The following is a 19,957-nucleotide window of genomic DNA, read 5'->3' on the forward strand; positions in this document are numbered from 1 at the left end:
GCCCGCCGGCGAGCCCCCCCCCCGCCGCTACGCGCTGACCGCCGAACGCTTCGACGGTAAGCGTGCCCGCGAACTCGGCCTGCTTGCCGAGACCTACCCGGCCAGTGAACTGGACGCCGCGCTCGAGCAGTGGGTCGACAACCTGCTGCTCAACAGCCCGCAGGCGCTCAAGGCTTGCAAGGACCTGCTGCTGGAAGTGGGTGATGGCGATTTCAGCGCCGACCTGCGCCAGACCACCGAACAGGCCATTGCGCGCCTGCGCACCAGCTCGGAAGGTCAGGAAGGCCTGAGCGCCTTCCTGGAAAAACGCACGCCCGCCTGGCAGGAGCGCGCGTGATGACTGGGCTTCTGTGGGGTGCTCGCTCGTATACGTTGTCGCGTACGCGCGGTGAGAGGGTTGCGTTGTGTGGTGGTCGGGCGGCTGTGTCGGTCCTTGGCACCGCCCCCTCGCCCCAGCCCTATCCCCAAGGGGGAGAGGGAGTTGGTCTGTGCAATGGCTGGGCGGGAGTGCATGTGCGTAGCAACTCCCCCTCGCCCCGGCCCGCTCCCCAAGAGGGAGATGGGGTTGGGTTGTGTGGGGTTTGGGAGCGGCTGCCTAACCATATCGTCCGCGCTCATGCCGCTGATCGCACATCAACCGGTCACGCCAATCATTGCCGAACCACTTCATTGCTTCGCCCCACTCCGTCATCCCCTCGCCCCTCAGGGGAGAGGGCTAGGGTGAGGGGAAACGTCTTCCAGGCCACGCAGGAATCACAACAATGATTACCACCCTCCTGGTTGCCAACCGCGGCGAGATCGCCTGCCGCGTAATGCGCACCGCCAAGGCCATGGGCCTGACCACCGTTGCCGTGCACAGCGCCATCGACGCCAGCGCGCGCCACGCCCGCGAAGCCGATATCCGCATCGACCTCGGCGGCGCAAAGCCGGCCGACAGCTATCTACGCGTGGACAAACTGATTGATGCGGCCAAGGCCAGCGGCGCCCAGGCGATCCACCCGGGCTACGGCTTTCTCTCGGAGAACGCCGAGTTCGCCCGCGCCATCGAACAGGCCGGGCTGATCTTCCTCGGCCCACCCGCCTCCGCCATCGACGCCATGGGCAGCAAGTCCGCCGCCAAGGCGCTGATGGAAGAAGCCGGCGTGCCGCTGGTACCGGGCTACCACGGCGAGGCGCAGGACGTGGAAACCTTCCGTGCCGCCGCGGAAAAGATCGGTTACCCGGTGCTGCTCAAGGCCACCGCCGGTGGTGGCGGCAAGGGCATGAAGGTAGTCGAGCGCGAGGCGGACCTGGCCGAGGCGCTGGCGTCCGCCCAGCGCGAGGCGCAGTCGTCGTTCGGCGATTCGCGCATGCTGGTCGAGAAATACGTCCTCAAGCCGCGCCATGTGGAAATCCAGGTCTTCGCCGATCAGCACGGCAACTGCCTGTACCTGAACGAACGCGACTGCTCGATCCAGCGCCGCCATCAGAAAGTGGTTGAAGAGGCGCCGGCGCCAGGCCTCTCCCCCGAGCTGCGCCGCGCCATGGGTGAAGCTGCGGTAAAGGCGGCCAAGGCCATCGGCTACGTCGGTGCCGGCACGGTGGAATTTCTGCTGGATGCCCGTGGCGAATTCTTCTTTATGGAAATGAATACCCGCCTGCAGGTCGAGCACCCGGTCACCGAAGCCATCACCGGCCTCGATCTGGTCGCCTGGCAGATTCGCGTCGCCCGCGGCGAGCCGCTGCCGATCAGCCAGGAGCAAGTGCCGCTGATCGGCCATGCCATCGAGGTACGGCTGTACGCCGAGGATCCGGACAACGATTTCCTCCCCGCCACCGGCACCCTCGATCTCTATCGTGAAGCGGCGGATGGCCCGGGCCGTCGCGTCGACAGCGGCGTCGCCGAGGGCGATACCGTGTCGCCGTTCTACGACCCGATGCTCGGCAAGCTGATCGCCTGGGGCGAGAACCGCGAGGAAGCGCGTCTGCGCCTGCTGGCCATGCTCGACGAGACCGCCGTCGGCGGCGTGCGCACCAACCTCGCGTTCCTGCGCCGCGTCGTCGGCCACCGCGCCTTCGCCGAGGCCGAGCTGGATACCGGCTTTATCCCGCGTCACGAAAGCGAATTGCTGCGTCCGGCTGGCGAGCTATCCGATGCGTTTTGGCAGCAGGCTGCGGAGTGCTTCGTGCAGACCGAACCGACCAAGGTACGCGGCGACGATGCCCATTCGCCGTGGTCCAAACGCGACGGGTTGCGTTTCGGCATGCCGGCGCAGATCAGCCTGCACCTGCAGTGCAATGGCGAAAGCCGCCGGCTGAAGGTCGATCCGGCAGCGCCGCAGCCAAACGTCCGCACGCCCAAGGCGATCCGCCAGGGCGATGCGCTGTACCTGCAGTGGAACGGCGAATGGCTGGCTGTGCGCACCTTCGACCCCATTGCTGAAGCCGAGGCCAGCCACCAGCATCACGGCGGCCTGACCGCACCGATGAACGGCAGCATCGTTCGTGTATTGGTGGAGGCCGGTCAGCATGTCGAGGCCGGCACCGCGCTGATCGTGCTGGAAGCAATGAAGATGGAACACAGCATCCGCAGCGCCCAGGCAGGCGTAGTCAAGAGCCTGTTCTGCAGCGAAGGCGAAATGGTCAGCGAAGGCGCGGTGCTGCTGGAGATGGAAGAGGCGTGACGGTCGCCATGGTGAGCAAGGCTTCGCCGTTGTTCACCTACGTCCCCCGCAACCAGTAGGGTGGAAAACGCCGCAGGCTTTTCCACCGGTAGCCGGACGCCTCGGCTGACACACATAAACCGGTGAGCCCGCCAATCGCGCTCACCCCAGGAGGACATATGAGCCTGCCCAAACAGGTCCGGCTGGTGGAAGTCGGCCCGCGTGACGGTCTGCAGAACGAGCAGCAGCCCATCAGCGTGGCGGACAAGGTGCGCCTGGTGGACGACCTCAGCGCCGCAGGGCTGTCCTATATCGAAGTCGGCAGCTTCGTCTCACCCAAGTGGGTGCCGCAGATGGCGGGCTCCGCCGAGGTCTTCGCGCAAATCCAGCGCAAGGCCGGTGTCACCTACGCGGCGCTGACGCCCAACATGAAGGGTCTGGAGGCGGCCATCGAGGCCGGCGTGAAGGAAGTCGCGGTGTTCGGTGCGGCCTCCGAAGCCTTCTCGCAAAAGAACATCAACTGCTCCATCGCCGAGAGCCTGGCGCGCTTCGCGCCGCTGATGGAGGCTGCCCGCGAGCAGGACATCCGTGTGCGTGGCTACGTTTCCTGCGTGCTCGGCTGCCCCTACGAAGGTGAAGTGGCGCCAGCCAAGGTCGCCGAAGTTGCCCGCGAGCTGTATGCCATGGGCTGCTACGAGGTTTCCCTGGGCGACACCATCGGCACCGGCACACCGGGCAAGACCCGCTCCCTGTTCGATACCGTGGCCCGTGAGGTGCCGCGCGAACGGTTGGCCGGGCATTTCCACGACACCTACGGCCAGGCGCTGGCGAATATCTACGCCAGCCTGCTGGAAGGCATCGCGGTGTTCGACAGCTCGGTCGCCGGTCTCGGCGGTTGCCCCTACGCCAAAGGCGCCAGCGGCAATGTCGCCAGCGAAGACGTGCTGTACATGTTCAACGGGCTGGACATAGCCACCGGCATCGACCTCGATGCGTTGATCGGCGCCGGCCAGCGCATCAGCCAGCTGCTGGGGCGTGCCAATGGTTCGCGGGTCGCCCGCGCCAGGCAGGCCGGTTAGCGGCACCGATTTTGCTAAACCCTATTCGTTGGGCGGCCATCTATCGGACCACCCGGCACAGACAGAACAACAAGTAGAGGTAATTCATGAACAAGATTTACCCCAGCGCCGCCCACGCCCTGGAAGGCCTGGTCGAGGACGGCATGACCATCGCCGTCGGCGGCTTCGGCCTGTGCGGCATCCCCGAGCAGCTGATCGCCGCCCTGCGCGACAGCGGCAAGAAAGACCTGACTGCCATCAGCAATAACGCCGGCGTCGACGGCTTCGGTCTCGGCCTGCTGTTGGAGACGCGGCAGATCAGCAAGATGGTTTCCTCCTACGTGGGTGAGAACAAGGAGTTCGAGCGCCAGTACCTGGCCGGCGAGCTGGCCCTGGAATTCACCCCGCAGGGCACCCTGGCCGAGAAGCTGCGTGCAGGCGGTGCGGGCATTCCGGCGTTCTACACCAAGACCGGCTACGGCACCCTGGTGGCCGAAGGCAAGGAAACCCGCCAGTTCAACGGCGAGTGGTACGTGATGGAGGAATCGCTGACCGCGGACCTTGCGCTGGTCAAGGCGTGGAAGGCCGACAAGGCCGGCAACCTGCTGTTTCGCAAGACCGCGCGTAACTTCAACCCGCTGGCCGCCATGGCCGGCGAGGTCTGCGTCGTCGAGGTGGAGGAGATCGTCGAGACCGGCGAGCTGGACCCTGACCAGATCCACCTGCCGGGCATCTACGTGCATCGCATCGTGCACAACCCGAGCCCGGAAAAACGCATCGAAAAACGCACGGTGAGGAGCTGAGACCATGGCCTGGACACGTGAACAGATGGCGCAACGCGCCGCCCAGGAGCTGCAGGACGGCTTCTACGTCAACCTCGGTATCGGCCTGCCGACCCTGGTAGCCAACTACATCCCCGAAGGCATGGACGTCTGGCTGCAGAGCGAGAACGGCCTGCTCGGCATCGGCCCCTTCCCGACCGAGGAAGAGATCGACCCGGACCTGATCAACGCCGGCAAGCAGACCGTTACCGCCCTGCCCGGCTCGAGCTTCTTCGACAACGCGCAGAGCTTTGCCATGATCCGCGGCGGCCACATCAACCTGGCCATCCTCGGCGCCATGCAGGTGTCGGAAAAGGGCGACCTGGCCAACTGGATGATCCCCGGCAAGATGGTCAAGGGCATGGGCGGCGCGATGGATCTGGTAGCCGGCGTCAAGCGCGTCGTAGTGCTGATGGAGCACACCGCCAAGGGCGGCGCGCACAAGATCCTGCCGGCCTGCGACCTGCCACTGACCGGTCTCGGCGTGGTCGACCGGATCATCACCGACCTCGGCGTACTGGACGTCACCGAGCAGGGCCTGAAGCTGGTGGAGCTGGCCGAAGGCGTCAGCTTCGAGGAGTTGCAAGAGGCCACCGGCAGCCCGATCCATCGCTGAAACCTGGGTGCGGGAAGGACGCCGGAGCAACCTTTGCCCGCCGCGTTTTCCCGCCTGCCCCGAACGCAACAAGCCGGCGGCGCGCCAGCACTGGCCAGTCACTTAGGCGCCCGTATACTGCGGCATTGGCCGGCCTGCGAGGCCGCTTCTCCTGTGTCGTTCGAGGGCACCCTTTCCCGGAGTCAGGCCGCGCGCCTGGCCCTCGCGTTACGCCCCAGCGTAGCGCCTTTTAATTCGGAGTCCGTCATGCAAGACGTCGTCATCGTAGCTGCAACCCGCACCGCCATCGGCAGTTTCCAGGGCGCGCTGGCCAATGTGCCGGCGGTCGAACTCGGCGCCACCGTGATCCGCGCGCTGCTGGAAAAAACCGGCATCGACCCGGCCCAGGTCGATGAAGTCATCCTCGGTCATGTGCTCACCGCCGGCGCCGGTCAGAACACCGCGCGCCAGGCCTCGATCAAGGCCGGCCTGCCGCACGCGGTACCGGCCATGACACTGAACAAGGTCTGCGGCTCGGGCCTCAAGGCCGTGCACCTGGCCGTGCAGGCGATCCGCTGCGGCGACGCCGACGTGGTCATCGCTGGCGGTATGGAGAACATGAGCCTGGCGCCCTACGTCATGCCCGGCGCGCGCACCGGCCTGCGCATGGGCCACGCACAGATGGTCGACAGCATGATCACCGACGGCCTGTGGGACGCCTTCAACGGCTACCACATGGGCATCACCGCAGAGAATCTGGCCGACAAGTACGGCATCGACCGCGCCCAGCAGGACGCCTTCGCCGCGCAGTCGCAGCAGCGTGCCGCCGCCGCCATCGAAAGCGGCCGCTTCGATGCCGAGATCACCCCGGTCATGATTCCCCAGCGCAAGGGCGAGCCGCTCGCCTTCGCCCGTGACGAGCAGCCCCGCGCCGGCACTACGGCCGACTCCCTCGGCGGCCTGCGCGCAGCGTTCAAGAAAGACGGCAGCGTCACCGCCGGCAACGCTTCGACCCTCAACGACGGAGCCGCCGCGGTGGTGCTGATGAGCGCCAGCAAGGCCGTGGCCCTGGGCCTGCCGGTGCTGGCGAAGATCGCCGGTTACGCCAACGCTGGCGTCGACCCGGCGATCATGGGCATCGGCCCGGTTTCCGCTACCCGCCGCTGCCTGGAAAAAGCCAGCTGGTCGCTGGCCGAACTGGACCTGATCGAAGCCAACGAAGCCTTCGCCGTTCAGGCGCTGTCGGTGGGTAAGGAATTGGGCTGGGATGCCGATAAGGTCAACGTGAACGGCGGCGCCATCGCCCTCGGCCACCCGATCGGTGCCTCGGGCTGCCGCATCCTGGTGACGCTGCTGCACGAGATGCAGCGCCGCGACGTTCGCAAGGGCCTGGCAACACTGTGCATCGGTGGTGGCCAGGGAGTAGCCTTGGCAGTCGAACGCCCCTGAGCGCACCGTCGCGGCAGGGCATGCTGGCAGACACGCGCCCGGATCACCGGGCGCGACAGAGGATGATCGGAAGGAATCATGGCGAAACAGACCTACAGTATTTCCGACCTGGCCAATGAGCTGGACATCACCACTCGCGCCATCCGCTTCTACGAAGAACAGGGCATGCTCACGCCGACCCGCCGCGGTCAGGAACGCATCTATTCACCCAAGGATCGCGTCGCGCTGAAGCTGATCCTGCGCGGCAAGCGCATCGGCTTCTCGCTGGCTGAATGCAAGACGCTGATCGAGCTCTACGATCCCAAGGCCGGCAACCAGAAGCAGCTGAACATCATGCTGCAGATGATCGCCGAGCGGCGCCAGCAGCTGGAGCAGCAACTGCTCGACATCCAGCAGATGCAACTGGAACTGGACACCGCCGAGGAGCGCTGCCGCAGCGCCCTGGAAAGCACCCTGGCCAAGCAAGCCGCCAGCTGATCGCACCCCCTCCGCTCTACTCCTTTGATTCTGCGTCGCGCCCCGCGCAACGCCGGATTTTGTTTGTCCAGCAGTCAGCCATTGCGGATGTCCATGGAACTGGACATGTTCCAGAATTCCGGACACCGCCGCATGTTCACCTGAGCAGTGTCTGCCGCAGCGGACACCGCTATCGCCCTGCAATCATCCGAATGCCGCTGCAGAGCGCGCCTTTCCTCGCTCGCGAGCGATAGGCACAGAACCTGCAATCCACCCTGCGACGCCAGAACAAACCAAAGAACAAGACTGGCGCCGGATCGGCAGCATCGGCTCGGCCTCTGTTCTTGTTCTGGCCTGTTAACGCCCTCGACCCACGGGCGGTTACGCGTCCGCCCCCGGGCACCAGAACAACAACAAGAAGGAAACCTGCATGTCGACCAAGAACAAACTCTCCCGTATCGCCTGCGCCATCGGTGCGACCACCCTGCTCGGCGCCAGCCTGTTCAGTGGCGTCGCCAGCGCCGCGGAAAAGATCCGCTGGCAGGTGCCGCTGGCCTTCCCTTCCCACCTGATCGGCCTCTCCACTCCGGTCAAGCATCTTTCCGAATCGCTCAAGGCCGTGTCGGGCGGCGACATCCAGCTGCGCTACTACGAGCCGGGCGAGCTGGTGCCGCCGTTCGAGATCATGGATGCGGTGAGCAGCGGCAAGTACCCGGCCGGCTACACCTGGATCGGCTACGACCAGGGCACCATCCCGGCCCTGCCGCTGTACTCCGGCGCGCCGTTCAACATGGAGCCGCCGGCGCACCTGGCCTGGTACTACCAGGGCGACGGCAAGAAGCTGCTCGAGGAGATCTACGCCGAGCGCAACATCCACCCGATGCTGTGCAGCATCATCGGCCCGGAAGGCGCCGGCTGGTTCGCCAAGCCCATCGAGAAGCTGGACGACTTCGACGGCCTGCGCATCCGCTTCGCCGGTATCGGCGGCAAGGTGCTGGAAAAGCTCGGCGCCTCGGTGACCATGGTGCCGGGCGGCGAGATCTACCAGGCGCTGGAGCGCAAGACCATCGACGCCACCGAGTTCTCGCAGCCGGCGGTGGACAAGATGCTCGGCCTGGACCAGATCATCAAGAACTACATCATGCCCGGCTGGCACCAGACGCTGACCACCTCGCACCTGCTGGTGAACAAGGACGTCTGGGACAAGCTCGCACCGGAAAGCCGCGCACTCATCGAGATGGGTTGCGAGTCGGCCACCCTCAAGGGCTTTGCCGAAAGCGAGTGGGCCCAGCCGACCGCGCTGCGTGACTACCAGAAGCAGGGCGTGAAGGCCCAAGTGCTGCCTGAGCCGGTACTGCGCGAGCTGCAAAAGGTCACCGACGAGGTGCTCGACGAGATGGCCGCCAAGGACGAGATGTTCAAGCGCGTCCTGACCAGCCAGCGCGAGTTCATGCAGCACCACTCGATCTGGCACGGCATGGGCTATCTGCCGCGCGACTTCTACAAGTACGACTGACAGCTGTACTGCAGCCCGCGGGCACGGCGACGTGCCCGCCTCCTACCCCTGTGCCGAGATTCCGAGGTCCGCCGTGTCCTTCAAGCCCGTCTCTCCCGATGCGCCAGCGCCCGCCGCGCTGCCGTACAACCGCATCTCGCGGCCGCTGGATCGCCTGCTGGTGGCCATCGGCGAAGCCAGCGCCTGGCTCTGGCTAGCGGTGCTGCTGGTCGTGCTGGCCAATGTGTTCAGCCGCTTCGCCCTCTCGCGTGGTTCCATCGCGCTGGAGGAAATGTCCTGGCACCTGTTCGGCGCCGCGCTGATGCTTGCCCTCGCCTATGCCGTAGTGCGCGACGACCATGTGCGTGTCGATGTGCTGAGCGAACGCTTCAGTCTGCGCAGCCGCGCCTGGATCGAGCTGGTCGCCATCGTTCTGCTGGCGCTGCCGGTGATCGCGCTGATGATCGATGCGCTGATTCCCTACGCCTACAAGGCCTACCTCTACAACGAGCGCTCCCAGGCACCCAGCGGGCTGCCCCATCGCTTCATCTTCAAGAGCGTGCTGCCCATCGGCCTCGCCCTGCTGGCGCTGGCGCTGCTGTCCCGCGCGTTGCGCTGCAGCACCCTGCTGTTCAATTTCCCGCGGGCCCTGACGGCCCCCTCGGACGAGCGCGACCGCACTCGTTCGCAGCCCTGATGGAGTAGTCGCAATCATGGGTCTGGAAGAAATCCTCGTCATCGCCATGTTCGCCAGCTTCATGGGCCTGCTGCTGCTCGGCTTCCCGGTCGCCTGGTCGCTGGCCGGCATCGGCCTGCTGTTCGCCGTGGTCGGCTATGTGCTGGTGGAACACTTCGACGCCAATCTCTGGTTTACCTGGGACGGCACCATCGGCGTGCTCGACGCGCGCATCTACGGCATCGTCGCCAATGAGCTGATGGTGGCCCTGCCGCTGTTCATCTTCATGGGCATCATGCTCGACCGCTCCGGCATCGCCGAACGCCTGATGCACAGCCTAGTGCGCGTGCTCGGCCCGCTGCGCGGCGGCTACGCGGTGACCGTGGTGGTGGTCGGCATCCTGCTCGCCGCCTCCACCGGCATCGTCGGCGCCTCGGTGGCGCTGCTCGGCATGCTCTCCATCGGGCCGATGCTGCAGGCCAACTACAACAAGAGCCTGGCGGTGGGCACCGCCTGCTCGGTGGGCACCCTGGGCATCCTGATTCCGCCGAGCATCATGCTGGTGCTGATGGCCGACCGCCTCGGCACCTCGGAAGCCTCGGTGGGCAAGCTGTTCATGGGCGCGTTGATCCCGGGGATGATGCTGGCGCTGATGTACATCCTCTACATCGTGATCGCCGCCTGGCTGAAGAAGGACTTCGCCCCGGCCCCGGTCAACCGGCCGAAGCTCGACGCCCGTGCCCTGCTCGACGTGTTCTGGGCCGTGGTGCCGCCGCTGGCACTGATCTTCGCTGTGCTCGGCTCGATCTTCTTCGGTATCGCCACCACCACCGAGGCCTCCGCCGTCGGCGCCTTCGGTGCACTGTTGATGGCAGCGGCCAGCCGCCGGCTGAACCTGCCGGTGCTCAAGGATGCGCTGTACCAGACCAGCCGCACCGCCGCGTTCATCTTCGGCATCTTCATCGGCGCCACGGTTTTCGCCGCCGTGCTGCGCGGCCTGGGTGGCGACGACGTGATCCGCGCGGCGCTCACCGGCCTGCCGTTCGGCCAGACCGGCGTACTGCTCACCGTGCTGGCAATCACCTTCCTGCTGGGGTTCTTCCTCGATTGGGTAGAGATCACCCTGATCATCCTGCCGCTGGTGGCGCCGGTGCTGTTCTCCATGGGCGTCGATCCGCTGTGGTTCGCGATTCTCTTCGCGCTCTGCCTGCAGACTTCGTTTCTCACCCCGCCGGTGGGCTTCGCGTTGTTCTACATCAAGGGCGTCTGCCCGCCGGGCATCACCACCCGCGATGTCTACCTCGGCGTGCTGCCGTACATCATCATCCAGCTGATCGGTCTGGCCTTGGTGTTCTATTTCGCGCCGCTGGCCACCTGGCTGCCCAACGAAGTGTATAGCCCCTGAAAACTACCTGCGTTGGCAATACTGCGTTAGAACCGGCCTCAGAATGCTCATTTACAACACGTAAACTCCGCTTCTTCGGCCGCTTCTGCCTTGTCTTGCCTGCCTCGGCAACGTTTTCTCCAGCGTCTCCAACGTCCTCCGGCTGCCTTGCCCGTGGCAGCCGGGGCCAACCATAATCGGTCGCCCCAGAACGGACCCTGACTGCCCATGAGCATTGCCCGCGACGCACTCGACAACCACGGCCTGATCGTCGGCGTTTCGCCGGAACGCTTCCGTGCCGTGGCCATGCCACTGCTGTTCGATCATCTGAACGCGCAGTGCGAGGGCACCATCGCGGTCAATCGCCAGGCGCGCATCGTCTGGATCAACGACAAGTACGCCGAGAAGGTCGGCATTCGCGATCCGGCCAGCGTGCTCGGCAAGGAAATCGAGGAAGTGCTGCCGGCCAGCCGCCTGCGCGAGGTGGTGGAAAGCGGCCTGCCGAGCATCATCGACCTGATGGCCTTCGGCGACGAGCACTTCGTCGTCACCCGCATTCCGCTGCGCGACGAGGACGGCACCCTGGTCGGCGCGCTGGGCTTCGTGCTGTTCGACCGCGCCCGCCACCTCAAGCCGCTGATGTCCAAGTACACCAGCCTGCAGACGCAGCTGGTCGCTACCCAGAACGAACTGGCCAAGGCGCGCCGGGCGCGCTACACCATCGCCGGCTTCATCGGTAACAGCCCGGCCGCCAGCGAGATCAAGCGCCAGGCGCGGCGCGCGGCGCAGCTCGATGCCACCGTGCTGCTGCGCGGCGAAACCGGCACCGGCAAGGAGCTGCTGGCCCAGGGCATTCACAACCTGTCGCCACGGGCGCGCGGCCCCTTCGTCGCGGTGAACGTCGCGGCGATCCCGGAAAGCCTGGTCGAGGCCGAGCTGTTCGGCACGGCCCCCGGCGCCTTTACCGGCGCCGACCGCAAGGCGCGCATCGGCAAGTTCGAGGTGGCCAATGGCGGCACGCTGTTCCTCGACGAGATCGGCGACCTGCCCCTGCCGCTACAGGCCAAGCTGCTGCGCGTGCTGCAGGAACAGGAGGTCGAGCCGCTCGGCTCCAACCAGGTCAAGGCGCTCAACGTGCGGGTGATTGCCGCGACGCATATCGACTTGGAAGCCAAGGTCGCCGCCGGCCAGTTCCGCGACGACCTGTACTACCGCCTCAACGTCCTCGCCCTGCGCGTGCCGCCGTTGCGCGAGCGCGCCAGCGACATCCCCGCCGTGGTCGAGCACCTGCTCGACGACATCGCCAACCGCTCCGGCCAGCCGCCCATGGAGCTGAGCCCCGAGGCACTGGCACTGCTCTGTGCGCAACCCTGGCGCGGCAACGTGCGCGAGCTGGGCAATCTGCTGGAGCGCGCGCAACTGTCCGCCGACGGCCCGCAGCTGCAGGCGGCACACTTGATGCCATTGCTCGGCGATCAGGCACGCCCGGTAGACGCCAGCATCCATCTGGCAGCCGTGTCTCCACCTGTTCAAGCCGCAGCGGCAGCCAGTCTCGAAGAACTGCCGCTGCAACCGCTGGCCCAGACCATCGCCCAGGCCGAGCGTCGCGCGCTGCAGAGCGCACTGGCCGCCTGCAAGGGCAACCGCCGGCGCGCCGCCATGGAGCTCGGCATCTCCCGCGCCAGCCTCTACAGCAAGCTGCAGCAACATGGCCTGAGCCAGCGCTGAGCGGTCTAACCCGCGGCTTGGCCGTCGTTGACGACGCGGCAATGTCACAGCGGCTGATCTACATTGGAGGCAGGGCCGCCGATTCCCGGCGCCGCAAGGGGACGCTCAACGATGACAGACGATGCAGGCAAACTGGTTCTCAGGCTCTCGGTCGGCGTATTGATGCTGCTGCACGGCATCCACAAACTGCTGCACGGCGTCGATGGCATCGGTGGCATGCTGGCCGGCATGGGCCTGCCGACGGTCCTCGCCTACGGCGTCTACCTGGGTGAGGTGGTCGGACCGCTGCTGGTGATCCTTGGCCTTTATACTCGCCTCGGCGCTCTGCTGATGCTGGGCAACATGGTCGTCGCGCTGGCGCTGGCGCACCGGGCCGAACTGTTCGACATCGGGCCGATGGGCGGCTGGGCCATCGAACTGCAGGGCCTGTTCCTGTTCGGCTCGCTGGCCATCATGCTGCTCGGCGCCGGGCGCTACAGCGTCGGCGGGATCAACGGCCGCTACAACTAGCAACCCGAGTGTCCGGCGCGGCGGACAGTCGTCCAGCGCGCCGGACATCGCTTCACCTGAACTCCGCCGCGCCGAACATCTCGCTGCCCACCTCCACTGCTTCCGCATCCCCGCCCTAGAGCCCTCGCCCCGACGGCGATGACCGGCTATCGCCTGCTCTCGCCTCCTTCCGCCCGCTGGCATGTCATTGGCTTGAGCGCTTATGCGCCCGACCCGGCGCATCGGCTCGACAACAACAAGAAGGAAGCCCTAATGATGCCTATCCGTAGCAATCCATTTACCCGCCGCGCGCTGTGCCTGACGCCATTGGCGCTGTCGCTACTTGCCGCCGAATCCGTGCAGGCGGCGACCTGCACCGAACTGCTTGGCCGCGAGATACCAGCCCAGGCCATCGGCCTGCCCACCAGCGGCGCCCGTGTCACGGGGGCGACCCCGGTGGCCGCTGGCGGCAACGCACCGCAGACGTTTGGCGCCTATTGCGACCTCAGCGCCGAGATTCGCCCGGTCGATCCCGCCGCACCGGCAATAAGCATGCGCCTGGTGCTGCCCGAGCGGTGGAACCGCAAGGCGATGATGTTCGGCGGCGGCGGTTACAACGGCACGGTGCCGAACGTCGCCGGCAACGTACCCGCCGGCCCGGTCGATCAACCCACGCCGCTCGGCCGTGGCTACGCGGTGTTCGGCAGCGATTCCGGGCATGTCGCCGATCCGCTGAGCCCCGGCTCCTTCGCCTGGAACGACGAAGCCCTAGCCAACTACGCCCACGACGCGCTGAAGAAAACCCGCGATGCCGCCGTCTACCTGATCGAACAACGCTACGGCGCCGCGCCCGAGCGCAGCTATTTCGCCGGCGGCTCCACCGGTGGCCGCGAGGCGCTGGCCGTGGTGCAGCAATGGCCGACCGACTTCAACGGCGCCATCGTCCTCTACCCCGCCTACAACGCCCTGGCGCTGGACCTGCAGTTCGGCCGCATCACCCGCGCCCTCGCCCAGCCCGGAGCCTTTCCCAGCCTGGAGAAGCGCGCCGCACTGCTGGAAGCCGCGATGCAGGCCTGCGACAAGTTGGATGGCGTGCGCGACGGCGTGATCAGCCATCAGGCCGCGTGCAATGCGCAGTTCGACCCGGCCCGCGCCAAGCTAGACGGCAAACCGCTGCGCTGCCCGGGCGGTGCCGATACCTCGCAGCGTTGCCTGTCGGATGCGCAGATCCAGGCGCTGCGGGTGTTCAACACGCCGATCCGCTTCAACTTCCGGCTGGCCAGCGGCGAGACCCACTACCCCGGCTTCAACACCTGGGGCACCGACCTCGGCCGGCCAGGTGAAGGCCTGCAGCTGGTGGTCAACCGCCTCGGCCTCAACACCCTGCAGCCGAGCTATCCGATGCCCGTGCACGGCACCGGCTTCGCCGAGGGCGCGCCCTACCATTCGGGCTTCTGGGATGAATGGGTGCGCTACTTCGTGACGCGCAATCCCACGTTCAATTCGCTGACCCTCGACCCGCAAAACCCCGGTCCATGGCAGGCGCGCATCAGCGAGCTGTCGCTGCGCCAGGACGTCAACCGGACCGACCTCACCGCCTTCGCCCGCACCGGCGGCAAGATCCTCATGGCACACGGCACTTCCGACCAACTGGTGAGCACCCGCGCCACCGCCGAGTACTACGAGCGCGTGCGTCGCGACATGGGACCCGGCAAGACCAAGCACTTCCTGCGCTACTACGAGATCCCCGGCTACGGCCACGCCGCCAGCACGGTGTTCAACGCCGCCTGGGATTCGCTGAGCGCGCTGGAAGACTGGGTCGAACAGGGCCGTGCGCCGCGCCGGCAGGTCGTTGCCGACAGCGTCGGCGTGCCCGGCCGCACCCGCCCGCTGTGCGAATACCCCGGCTGGCCGAAGTACGTCGGCAAGGGCGACGTGAACGCCGCGTCGAGCTTCGTCTGCGTCAAGAGTCGCAGGGGCACGCGCTGACCTGACACGGCGCCGGCCTCAGTCGCCGGCGCCGTCCAGTCTGCCCGACTGGACACCTCGACCCCGCAGAACACCGCCGTCCGCCATACATGTCCAGTCCAACGGACGCACCGCACCCCGCGCGGCAAGCCCAGCCAACCGCCCATAGACCGCTCTACCACGCGCCATTGCGGCGGGGGGCCACTCGAACGCCGCGCCTGGCACGCCTTTCGCTCTATGCCCTGTAGCCGCCCGAGAGCGGCCCAAAACAACAACAAGAGGAAATACCATGCGACTGCACCACAAGTCCCTCTGCCACATTATCTGCGGCGGCGCCGTAGTGATCGCCACCCACCCCGCCAGCGCCGCCTTCGTCGAAGACAGCAAGGCCAGCATCGACCTGCGCAACTTCTACATGAACCGTGATTTCCGTTCCGGCGACGGTCAGTCCAAGGCCGAGGAATGGGCCCAGGGCTTCATGCTGAAAATGGAATCCGGCTACACCGAAGGCCCGATCGGCTTCGGCGTGGACGCCATCGGCCTGCTCGGCGTGAAGCTCGACTCCAGCCCCGACCGCGTCGGCACCGGCATCCTGCAGAGCGACCGCGAAGCGCCCAACCGCGCCCAGGACGACTACGGCTCCGCCGGTGTGACGGCCAAGGCCAAACGGTCCGCCACCACCCTGCACATCGGCACCCTGCAACCGATCCTGCCGGTGGTGATGCGCAACGACAGCCGCCTGCTGCCGCAGACCTATCGCGGCGCCTGGCTGCAGAGCAAGGAGATCGACGGCCTGACCCTGGATCTCGGCAAGCTCGACCGCGTCAACCAGCGCAACTCCTCGGATAACGAGGAAATGACCGCCTTCAACGGCGGCCGCCGCAACATCCAGTTCGGCAGCCAGACCAGCAGCGACGAATTCCTCTTCGCCGGCGCGCGCTACGCCTGGTCGCCCGAGCTCAGCACCAGCTACTTCTACGGCGGGCTGGACGGCATCTACAAGGAGCACAACTTCGGCCTGGTTCATGTCCTGCCGCTCGGCGACAAGCAGAGCTTCAAGACAGACCTGCGCTACGTGCACCAGACCGACGACGGCGGCAGCAACGTCGACGCCGATGCCTTCGGCGCCATGTTCACCTACAAGCTCGGCGGCCACGCCTTCGGCGCCGGCTACCAGCAACTCAACGGCGACACCGGCTTCGCCTACATCGCCGGCAGCGACAACTCGCTGGTCAACCTGGTGCAGATCAACGACTTCGGCAACGAGGACGAACGCTCCTGGCAGGTCCGCTACGACTACGACTTCGCCGCCATGGGCATCCCCGGCCTGAGCCTGATGACGCGCTACCTCTCCGGCGACAACGTCGACCGCGGCCCCGGCGCCAGCGAAGGCAAGACCTGGGAACGCAATACCGACCTCGCCTACGTGTTCCAGAGCGGCCCGCTGAAGAACCTCGGCCTGCGCCTGCGCAACGCCACCACCCGCAGCAACTTCGGCAGCGACCTGGACGAGAACCGCTTTATCGTCAGCTACAGCCTGCCGCTCTGGTAAGCACCCACGCCGCAGCACCTCTCCTCGTTGGACTTCGCCGGGCTTGCGCCCGGCTTTTTTCGGGCATGAAAAAGGCGACCCTCGGGCCGCCTCTTTTTATTCCGCCGCCTTGCCTCTCGGCTCAGCTCTGCTTGGTATTACGCCGCAGAATCTCGTTCACCCGCTCCGCGGTATACACCCGCTTCGCCTCGTCGCTCGGCTTTTGCCGAACATCGAGCATCACACCCGCACTGATTGCCAACACACAAACGATCACCGAGACCGCAGACAGCAACGTATTCATCACACGCCCTTCAGACACCAAAGAAACCGCTAGCGGAGGATGGCTCCCCGCGAAATGGCGCCGATTCTGCGCCGCACCACGGGTAACGTCAACGGCAAGAGAAGGCGCCACAGCCCGCTGATACCGAGGCCTTCACGTGAATCTGCTCGCGAGCCTTGCGCCCCAGCTTTCACGGCACCGCAATCTGCAAACTGCCCAACGCAAACCGCACAGCCACCGCCCAACCCACGGCGCTCAAAACACCCAACGCCAGATAACCCACCACAATTCCCAACGCGATCTGCTTCCACAGCCCGGCATGGGGATCACGGTTGTAAACAACCGGCTCCACGGAATGAACATCCCGCTCTGCACGAATCTCATCGAAACGGTCACGCATGGTTTACCTCGGTAAACGGAACAGCAAATAGGTGGAACGACAAAGGGCTGAATCGCCCCTAGTTTCGTAGACACCTCCAGACCTCATAATATGGCCTATTAGGAGGTGCCATGAGCAACCCGCGTTATCCCGAAGAATTCAAAATCGAAGCAGTCAAACAGGTGACCGAACGAGGTCTGCCAGTGGCTGAGGTCGCTGCTCGTTTGGGCATGTCGACCCACAGCCTGTATGCCTGGGTTAAACGCTACAGCAAGCCTCAAGAGCAGCGCGCGCAAGAGGACGATCAACACGCTGAACTACGCCGTCTGCGTGCTGAACTCAAGCGCGTGACTGAAGAGCGAGACATCCTAAAAAAGGCCGCCGCGTACTTTGCCAAGGAGTGCGGCTGAAGTACGCTTTCATCAACCGGCTATCCGCTGACTATTCGGTTCGCCGCCTGTGCCTAACGCTGAAAGTACATGCCAGCGGTTACTACGCGTGGCTGGCTGAACCGAAGTCGGCACGAGCCAAGGATGATCAACGCCTGCTTGGACTGATCAAGCACGCGTGGCTAGAGAGCGGCGGTGTGTACGGCTACCGCAAAATCCACGACGACCTGCGTGAGCTTGGAGAAGCATGCGGCAAACATCGTGTTGCTCGACTGATGCGCTTGGAAGGGCTGCGCTCACAGACAGGGTATCGTCGTCGACCGGGCCGCTATGGTGGTAAGCCTCCAGCGGCCTCACCGAATCATCTGGAGCGCCGATTCAATGTCACCGAACCCAACAAGGTCTGGGTAACGGACATCACCTACATCCGCACCTATGAGGGCTGGTTGTATTTGGCGGTGGTGCTCGATCTGTTCTCGCGACAGGTAATCGGTTGGTCAATGAAACCGCAGATGACCAGCGATCTGGCTATTGATGCGTTGCTGATGGCAGTTTGGCGGCGTAAGCCAAAGCAGGAGGTGATGATTCACTCAGATCAGGGGAGCCAGTTCAGCAGCGGCGACTGGCAGAGCTTCCTGAAAGCCAACAACTTACTTGGCAGTATGAGTCGGCGCGGCAATTGCCATGACAACGCAGTAGCGGAAAGCTTTTTCCAGCTGCTGAAGCGGGAACGGATCAGGCGAAAAATCTATAGCACCAGGCAAGACGCACGCGCTGATGTGTTCGACTACATCGAGATGTTTTACAACCCAAAACGCCGACACGGTTTCAACAACCAGCTGTCACCGGTAGAGTTTGAGAAGCGACATTTACTGAGCCTGGAAAGTGTCTAAGAAATCCGGGGCGATTCACTGAGATGGTCGCGTTGAAAGGGGCTGATTTAAGTAATGGCCAGACAAGCCAGAGAAATGCACGATATGCGCTGTCAATGCTAAGGTTTGATAACTTTGGTAACGATGGTAAAAAGAGCTCTAGTTTTTATGTTGGAGCAAGATCTGGCCGAGTCGCAGATCAGAAGAAAAGCAACTTTACTCTCCGTGATTTATCCGAATGGGTGGATACAGTCTCTGAGCAAATGTATAAAGGGGGAAATGTTGGGCGGCTGATTAAGTCTTATGCTCAGCCCACTACTGATCTTCCCGGTTGTGGTCCAGTCTCAGTGATTTTGGATTTTTCTGACATTGATGCTTCTGTTCCAGTCAGGAATGGTGTTCTTTACCCGGAGTTTTACTATGTCGGTGGGGGACCTGTTTTCTCGGTACAGCTTGACGGAGAGTCAATCGATTTTGAATTAGAGTATGATAGTGAGAAAGTTAATTTCTCTCTGGTTTTGGCAGGTGCGTCGGTCGGGGTTCCAGAATTCCAGGCGATCTTGGATTACATTAATTCTCGCCAAGAAATTAAGGTTCTTTTCCAGGATGGAACAACATACCTCAACGGCGTGTTTTATCGCCTGTCTCTTCCATATGAGCAAGGCATTAGTGTCGAGGAGTCATGGGCAGGGTCAGTACTATTTGGTATTCCTAGTTTGCAGCGTGATAATTTGAAAGAGAAGGGGATTTCTGATGGCCATGGTAATTATATAAACACCACCCCTGCAGAGTTTGATCCTGATTCGATATTCTATATGCTCGATCTACTAAGGAATAGTTCCGCGCCGGGCGTGGCTTTATCTGACTTAGGGGAGTTTGCAAAATATATTCCTGGTTGTGATCTGGTTCTGTGTGCGGATATGAATACAGAGCCGTGTGATTTCATCTTATCTTCGCCCGAAAAACTTTGCTTTGTTCATATTAAGTGTGGCGATACAGCTAACCCTGGGGCACCTGCTGGGGCTTTGGCTGAGGTGGGTAGTCAGGCAATTAAAAATATCCACTATCTTATTTCGAATGAAGATAATGATTTGCCTGGTAATTTTGGGATGTGGAAAGATACTTGGCCCACCTCAAAAACTACTCATCCTCTAGATACAAGATTTAGGCTATATAATGAGATACTTTCGCACCCATCAGCGAGGGATGGATCAACCTCAGAAGAAGTATGGAAGTTGATTTGCAAGAGAAGAAGATCGCTACAATGCAAAAAGGAAATTTGGATTGTGGCAGGGAGATCCTTTTCAAGAAGCGCCTTTATTCAGGGCGTCTCACGAGGTCTAACTGCTCCTACAGAGATTGTGCAGGCTTATCAGTTGATAGAGAACTGGGCAGGAACCGCCAATGACTATGATGTGGCACTAAAAATCTTTACATCAGATTAGCGCTCAATCTATCGACGGGCGAACCAGCGCTTACTGACTTCCTGTGTGACCAGCGTGGAGATCCCAAGTTTTAAGAGAAAAGGAGACAGATTTATTTTCCGCCCAGACACGGCCAATCAAGCGGAGGGGGTAACGTTCACGAAGCAGCATCAACGGAAGGGGTGCCTGCTAGGCCATCCGGGAGGCGGTAGTCACCGGCCAGAAAACAAAAAAGGCGGTTAGCTTTCGCTAACCGCCTTTCTGTGTCTGGTGGCTACACCGGGACTTGAACCTGGGACATCAGCATTATGAATCGCT

The 19,957-nt window shown here is 63.7% G+C and carries 18 protein-coding genes; 16 read left to right on the forward strand and 2 right to left on the reverse strand.

Annotated features, from left to right (window positions below):
* The 14 genes from F753_RS39495 to F753_RS39560 form a co-directional block, all read left to right on the forward strand.
* A partial coding sequence (locus F753_RS39495) for an enoyl-CoA hydratase-related protein (RefSeq protein ID WP_023445817.1) occupies positions 1-337 on the forward strand: 337 nt, incomplete at its 5' end.
* A 424-nt stretch (positions 338-761) separates the two neighbouring features.
* On the forward strand, positions 762-2,663 hold the full coding sequence (locus F753_RS39500; RefSeq protein ID WP_023445818.1) for an acetyl/propionyl/methylcrotonyl-CoA carboxylase subunit alpha: 1,902 nt from the start codon (positions 762-764) through the stop codon (positions 2,661-2,663).
* A gap of 158 nt (positions 2,664-2,821) precedes the next feature.
* Positions 2,822-3,721 (forward strand): hydroxymethylglutaryl-CoA lyase, encoded by a 900-nt coding sequence (locus tag F753_RS39505; RefSeq protein ID WP_023445819.1) that lies wholly within the window; start codon positions 2,822-2,824, stop codon positions 3,719-3,721.
* 86 nt (positions 3,722-3,807) lie between these two features.
* On the forward strand, positions 3,808-4,503 hold the full coding sequence (locus F753_RS39510) for a CoA transferase subunit A (protein WP_023445820.1): 696 nt from the start codon (positions 3,808-3,810) through the stop codon (positions 4,501-4,503).
* A 4-nt stretch (positions 4,504-4,507) separates the two neighbouring features.
* Complete coding sequence (locus F753_RS39515; RefSeq protein WP_023445821.1) at positions 4,508-5,137, forward strand: CoA transferase subunit B; 630 nt, start codon at positions 4,508-4,510, stop codon at positions 5,135-5,137.
* Positions 5,138-5,383: 246 nt separating this feature from the next.
* Complete coding sequence (locus tag F753_RS39520; protein WP_023445822.1) at positions 5,384-6,565, forward strand: acetyl-CoA C-acetyltransferase; 1,182 nt, start codon at positions 5,384-5,386, stop codon at positions 6,563-6,565.
* A gap of 78 nt (positions 6,566-6,643) precedes the next feature.
* A complete protein-coding gene (locus F753_RS39525; protein WP_014597531.1) occupies positions 6,644-7,042 on the forward strand; it encodes a MerR family transcriptional regulator in 399 nt (132 codons plus the stop codon).
* A 409-nt stretch (positions 7,043-7,451) separates the two neighbouring features.
* Positions 7,452-8,537 (forward strand): TRAP transporter substrate-binding protein, encoded by a 1,086-nt coding sequence (locus F753_RS39530; RefSeq protein WP_023445823.1) that lies wholly within the window; start codon positions 7,452-7,454, stop codon positions 8,535-8,537.
* 73 nt (positions 8,538-8,610) lie between these two features.
* The gene (locus F753_RS39535; RefSeq protein WP_023445824.1) at positions 8,611-9,213 is read left to right on the forward strand and encodes a TRAP transporter small permease subunit; all 603 of its coding nucleotides are present in this window, start codon (positions 8,611-8,613) and stop codon (positions 9,211-9,213) included.
* Between the two features lie 16 nt (positions 9,214-9,229).
* Positions 9,230-10,597 carry a TRAP transporter large permease gene (locus F753_RS39540; RefSeq protein WP_023445825.1) on the forward strand — a complete coding sequence of 456 codons (1,368 nt, stop codon included), beginning with the start codon at positions 9,230-9,232 and terminating at the stop codon, positions 10,595-10,597.
* Positions 10,598-10,804: 207 nt separating this feature from the next.
* The gene (locus F753_RS39545) at positions 10,805-12,304 is read left to right on the forward strand and encodes a sigma-54 interaction domain-containing protein (protein WP_023445826.1); all 1,500 of its coding nucleotides are present in this window, start codon (positions 10,805-10,807) and stop codon (positions 12,302-12,304) included.
* 111 nt (positions 12,305-12,415) lie between these two features.
* The gene (locus F753_RS39550; RefSeq protein WP_023445827.1) at positions 12,416-12,814 is read left to right on the forward strand and encodes a DoxX family protein; all 399 of its coding nucleotides are present in this window, start codon (positions 12,416-12,418) and stop codon (positions 12,812-12,814) included.
* A 252-nt stretch (positions 12,815-13,066) separates the two neighbouring features.
* Positions 13,067-14,782, forward strand: coding sequence for a tannase/feruloyl esterase family alpha/beta hydrolase (locus F753_RS39555; protein ID WP_031297926.1), 1,716 nt, complete (start codon positions 13,067-13,069; stop codon positions 14,780-14,782).
* 268 nt (positions 14,783-15,050) lie between these two features.
* Complete coding sequence (locus tag F753_RS39560) at positions 15,051-16,313, forward strand: OprD family porin (RefSeq protein WP_023445829.1); 1,263 nt, start codon at positions 15,051-15,053, stop codon at positions 16,311-16,313.
* A 121-nt stretch (positions 16,314-16,434) separates the two neighbouring features.
* Here the strand turns inward: F753_RS39560 and F753_RS49755 are convergent, their stop codons facing one another.
* Both F753_RS49755 and F753_RS39565 read right to left on the reverse strand, forming a co-directional pair.
* Positions 16,435-16,596 (reverse strand): hypothetical protein, encoded by a 162-nt coding sequence (locus F753_RS49755; RefSeq protein WP_023445830.1) that lies wholly within the window; start codon positions 16,594-16,596, stop codon positions 16,435-16,437.
* Positions 16,597-16,765: 169 nt separating this feature from the next.
* Positions 16,766-16,975, reverse strand: coding sequence for a hypothetical protein (locus tag F753_RS39565; RefSeq protein ID WP_023445831.1), 210 nt, complete (start codon positions 16,973-16,975; stop codon positions 16,766-16,768).
* A gap of 110 nt (positions 16,976-17,085) precedes the next feature.
* Here F753_RS39565 and F753_RS39575 point away from each other — a divergent pair.
* Both F753_RS39575 and F753_RS49595 read left to right on the forward strand, forming a co-directional pair.
* Positions 17,086-18,236, forward strand: a protein-coding gene (locus F753_RS39575; protein ID WP_156924045.1) for an IS3 family transposase whose coding sequence is annotated in 2 segments (ribosomal slippage) — positions 17,086-17,329 and positions 17,329-18,236 — 1,152 coding nt in all. Because the reading frame shifts where the segments join, the coding sequence is not laid out codon by codon here.
* Between the two features lie 23 nt (positions 18,237-18,259).
* Positions 18,260-19,660, forward strand: a complete 1,401-nt coding sequence (locus F753_RS49595; RefSeq protein WP_156924046.1) for a hypothetical protein — start codon at positions 18,260-18,262, stop codon at positions 19,658-19,660.
* Positions 19,661-19,957 lie beyond the last annotated feature (297 nt).

The organism is Stutzerimonas chloritidismutans AW-1 (genome assembly GCF_000495915.1).
GTDB classification, from domain to species: Bacteria; Pseudomonadota; Gammaproteobacteria; order Pseudomonadales; family Pseudomonadaceae; genus Stutzerimonas; species Stutzerimonas chloritidismutans.

What these genes read in the sequence shown, in the direction of transcription:
- F753_RS39555 (WP_031297926.1), top strand. Translation starts at nt 13,067, where the DNA reads ATGATGCCTATCCGTAGCAATCCATTTACCCGCCGCGCGCTGTGCCTG.
- F753_RS39505 (WP_023445819.1), top strand. Translation starts at nt 2,822, where the DNA reads ATGAGCCTGCCCAAACAGGTCCGGCTGGTGGAAGTCGGCCCGCGTGAC.
- F753_RS49755 (WP_023445830.1), bottom strand. Translation starts at nt 16,596, where the DNA reads ATGAATACGTTGCTGTCTGCGGTCTCGGTGATCGTTTGTGTGTTGGCA.
- F753_RS39565 (WP_023445831.1), bottom strand. Translation starts at nt 16,975, where the DNA reads ATGCGTGACCGTTTCGATGAGATTCGTGCAGAGCGGGATGTTCATTCC.
- F753_RS39530 (WP_023445823.1), top strand. Translation starts at nt 7,452, where the DNA reads ATGTCGACCAAGAACAAACTCTCCCGTATCGCCTGCGCCATCGGTGCG.
- F753_RS39510 (WP_023445820.1), top strand. Translation starts at nt 3,808, where the DNA reads ATGAACAAGATTTACCCCAGCGCCGCCCACGCCCTGGAAGGCCTGGTC.
- F753_RS39560 (WP_023445829.1), top strand. Translation starts at nt 15,051, where the DNA reads ATGCGACTGCACCACAAGTCCCTCTGCCACATTATCTGCGGCGGCGCC.
- F753_RS39540 (WP_023445825.1), top strand. Translation starts at nt 9,230, where the DNA reads ATGGGTCTGGAAGAAATCCTCGTCATCGCCATGTTCGCCAGCTTCATG.
- F753_RS39515 (WP_023445821.1), top strand. Translation starts at nt 4,508, where the DNA reads ATGGCCTGGACACGTGAACAGATGGCGCAACGCGCCGCCCAGGAGCTG.
- F753_RS39550 (WP_023445827.1), top strand. Translation starts at nt 12,416, where the DNA reads ATGACAGACGATGCAGGCAAACTGGTTCTCAGGCTCTCGGTCGGCGTA.
- F753_RS39545 (WP_023445826.1), top strand. Translation starts at nt 10,805, where the DNA reads ATGAGCATTGCCCGCGACGCACTCGACAACCACGGCCTGATCGTCGGC.
- F753_RS49595 (WP_156924046.1), top strand. Translation starts at nt 18,260, where the DNA reads ATGGTCGCGTTGAAAGGGGCTGATTTAAGTAATGGCCAGACAAGCCAG.
- F753_RS39500 (WP_023445818.1), top strand. Translation starts at nt 762, where the DNA reads ATGATTACCACCCTCCTGGTTGCCAACCGCGGCGAGATCGCCTGCCGC.
- F753_RS39520 (WP_023445822.1), top strand. Translation starts at nt 5,384, where the DNA reads ATGCAAGACGTCGTCATCGTAGCTGCAACCCGCACCGCCATCGGCAGT.
- F753_RS39525 (WP_014597531.1), top strand. Translation starts at nt 6,644, where the DNA reads ATGGCGAAACAGACCTACAGTATTTCCGACCTGGCCAATGAGCTGGAC.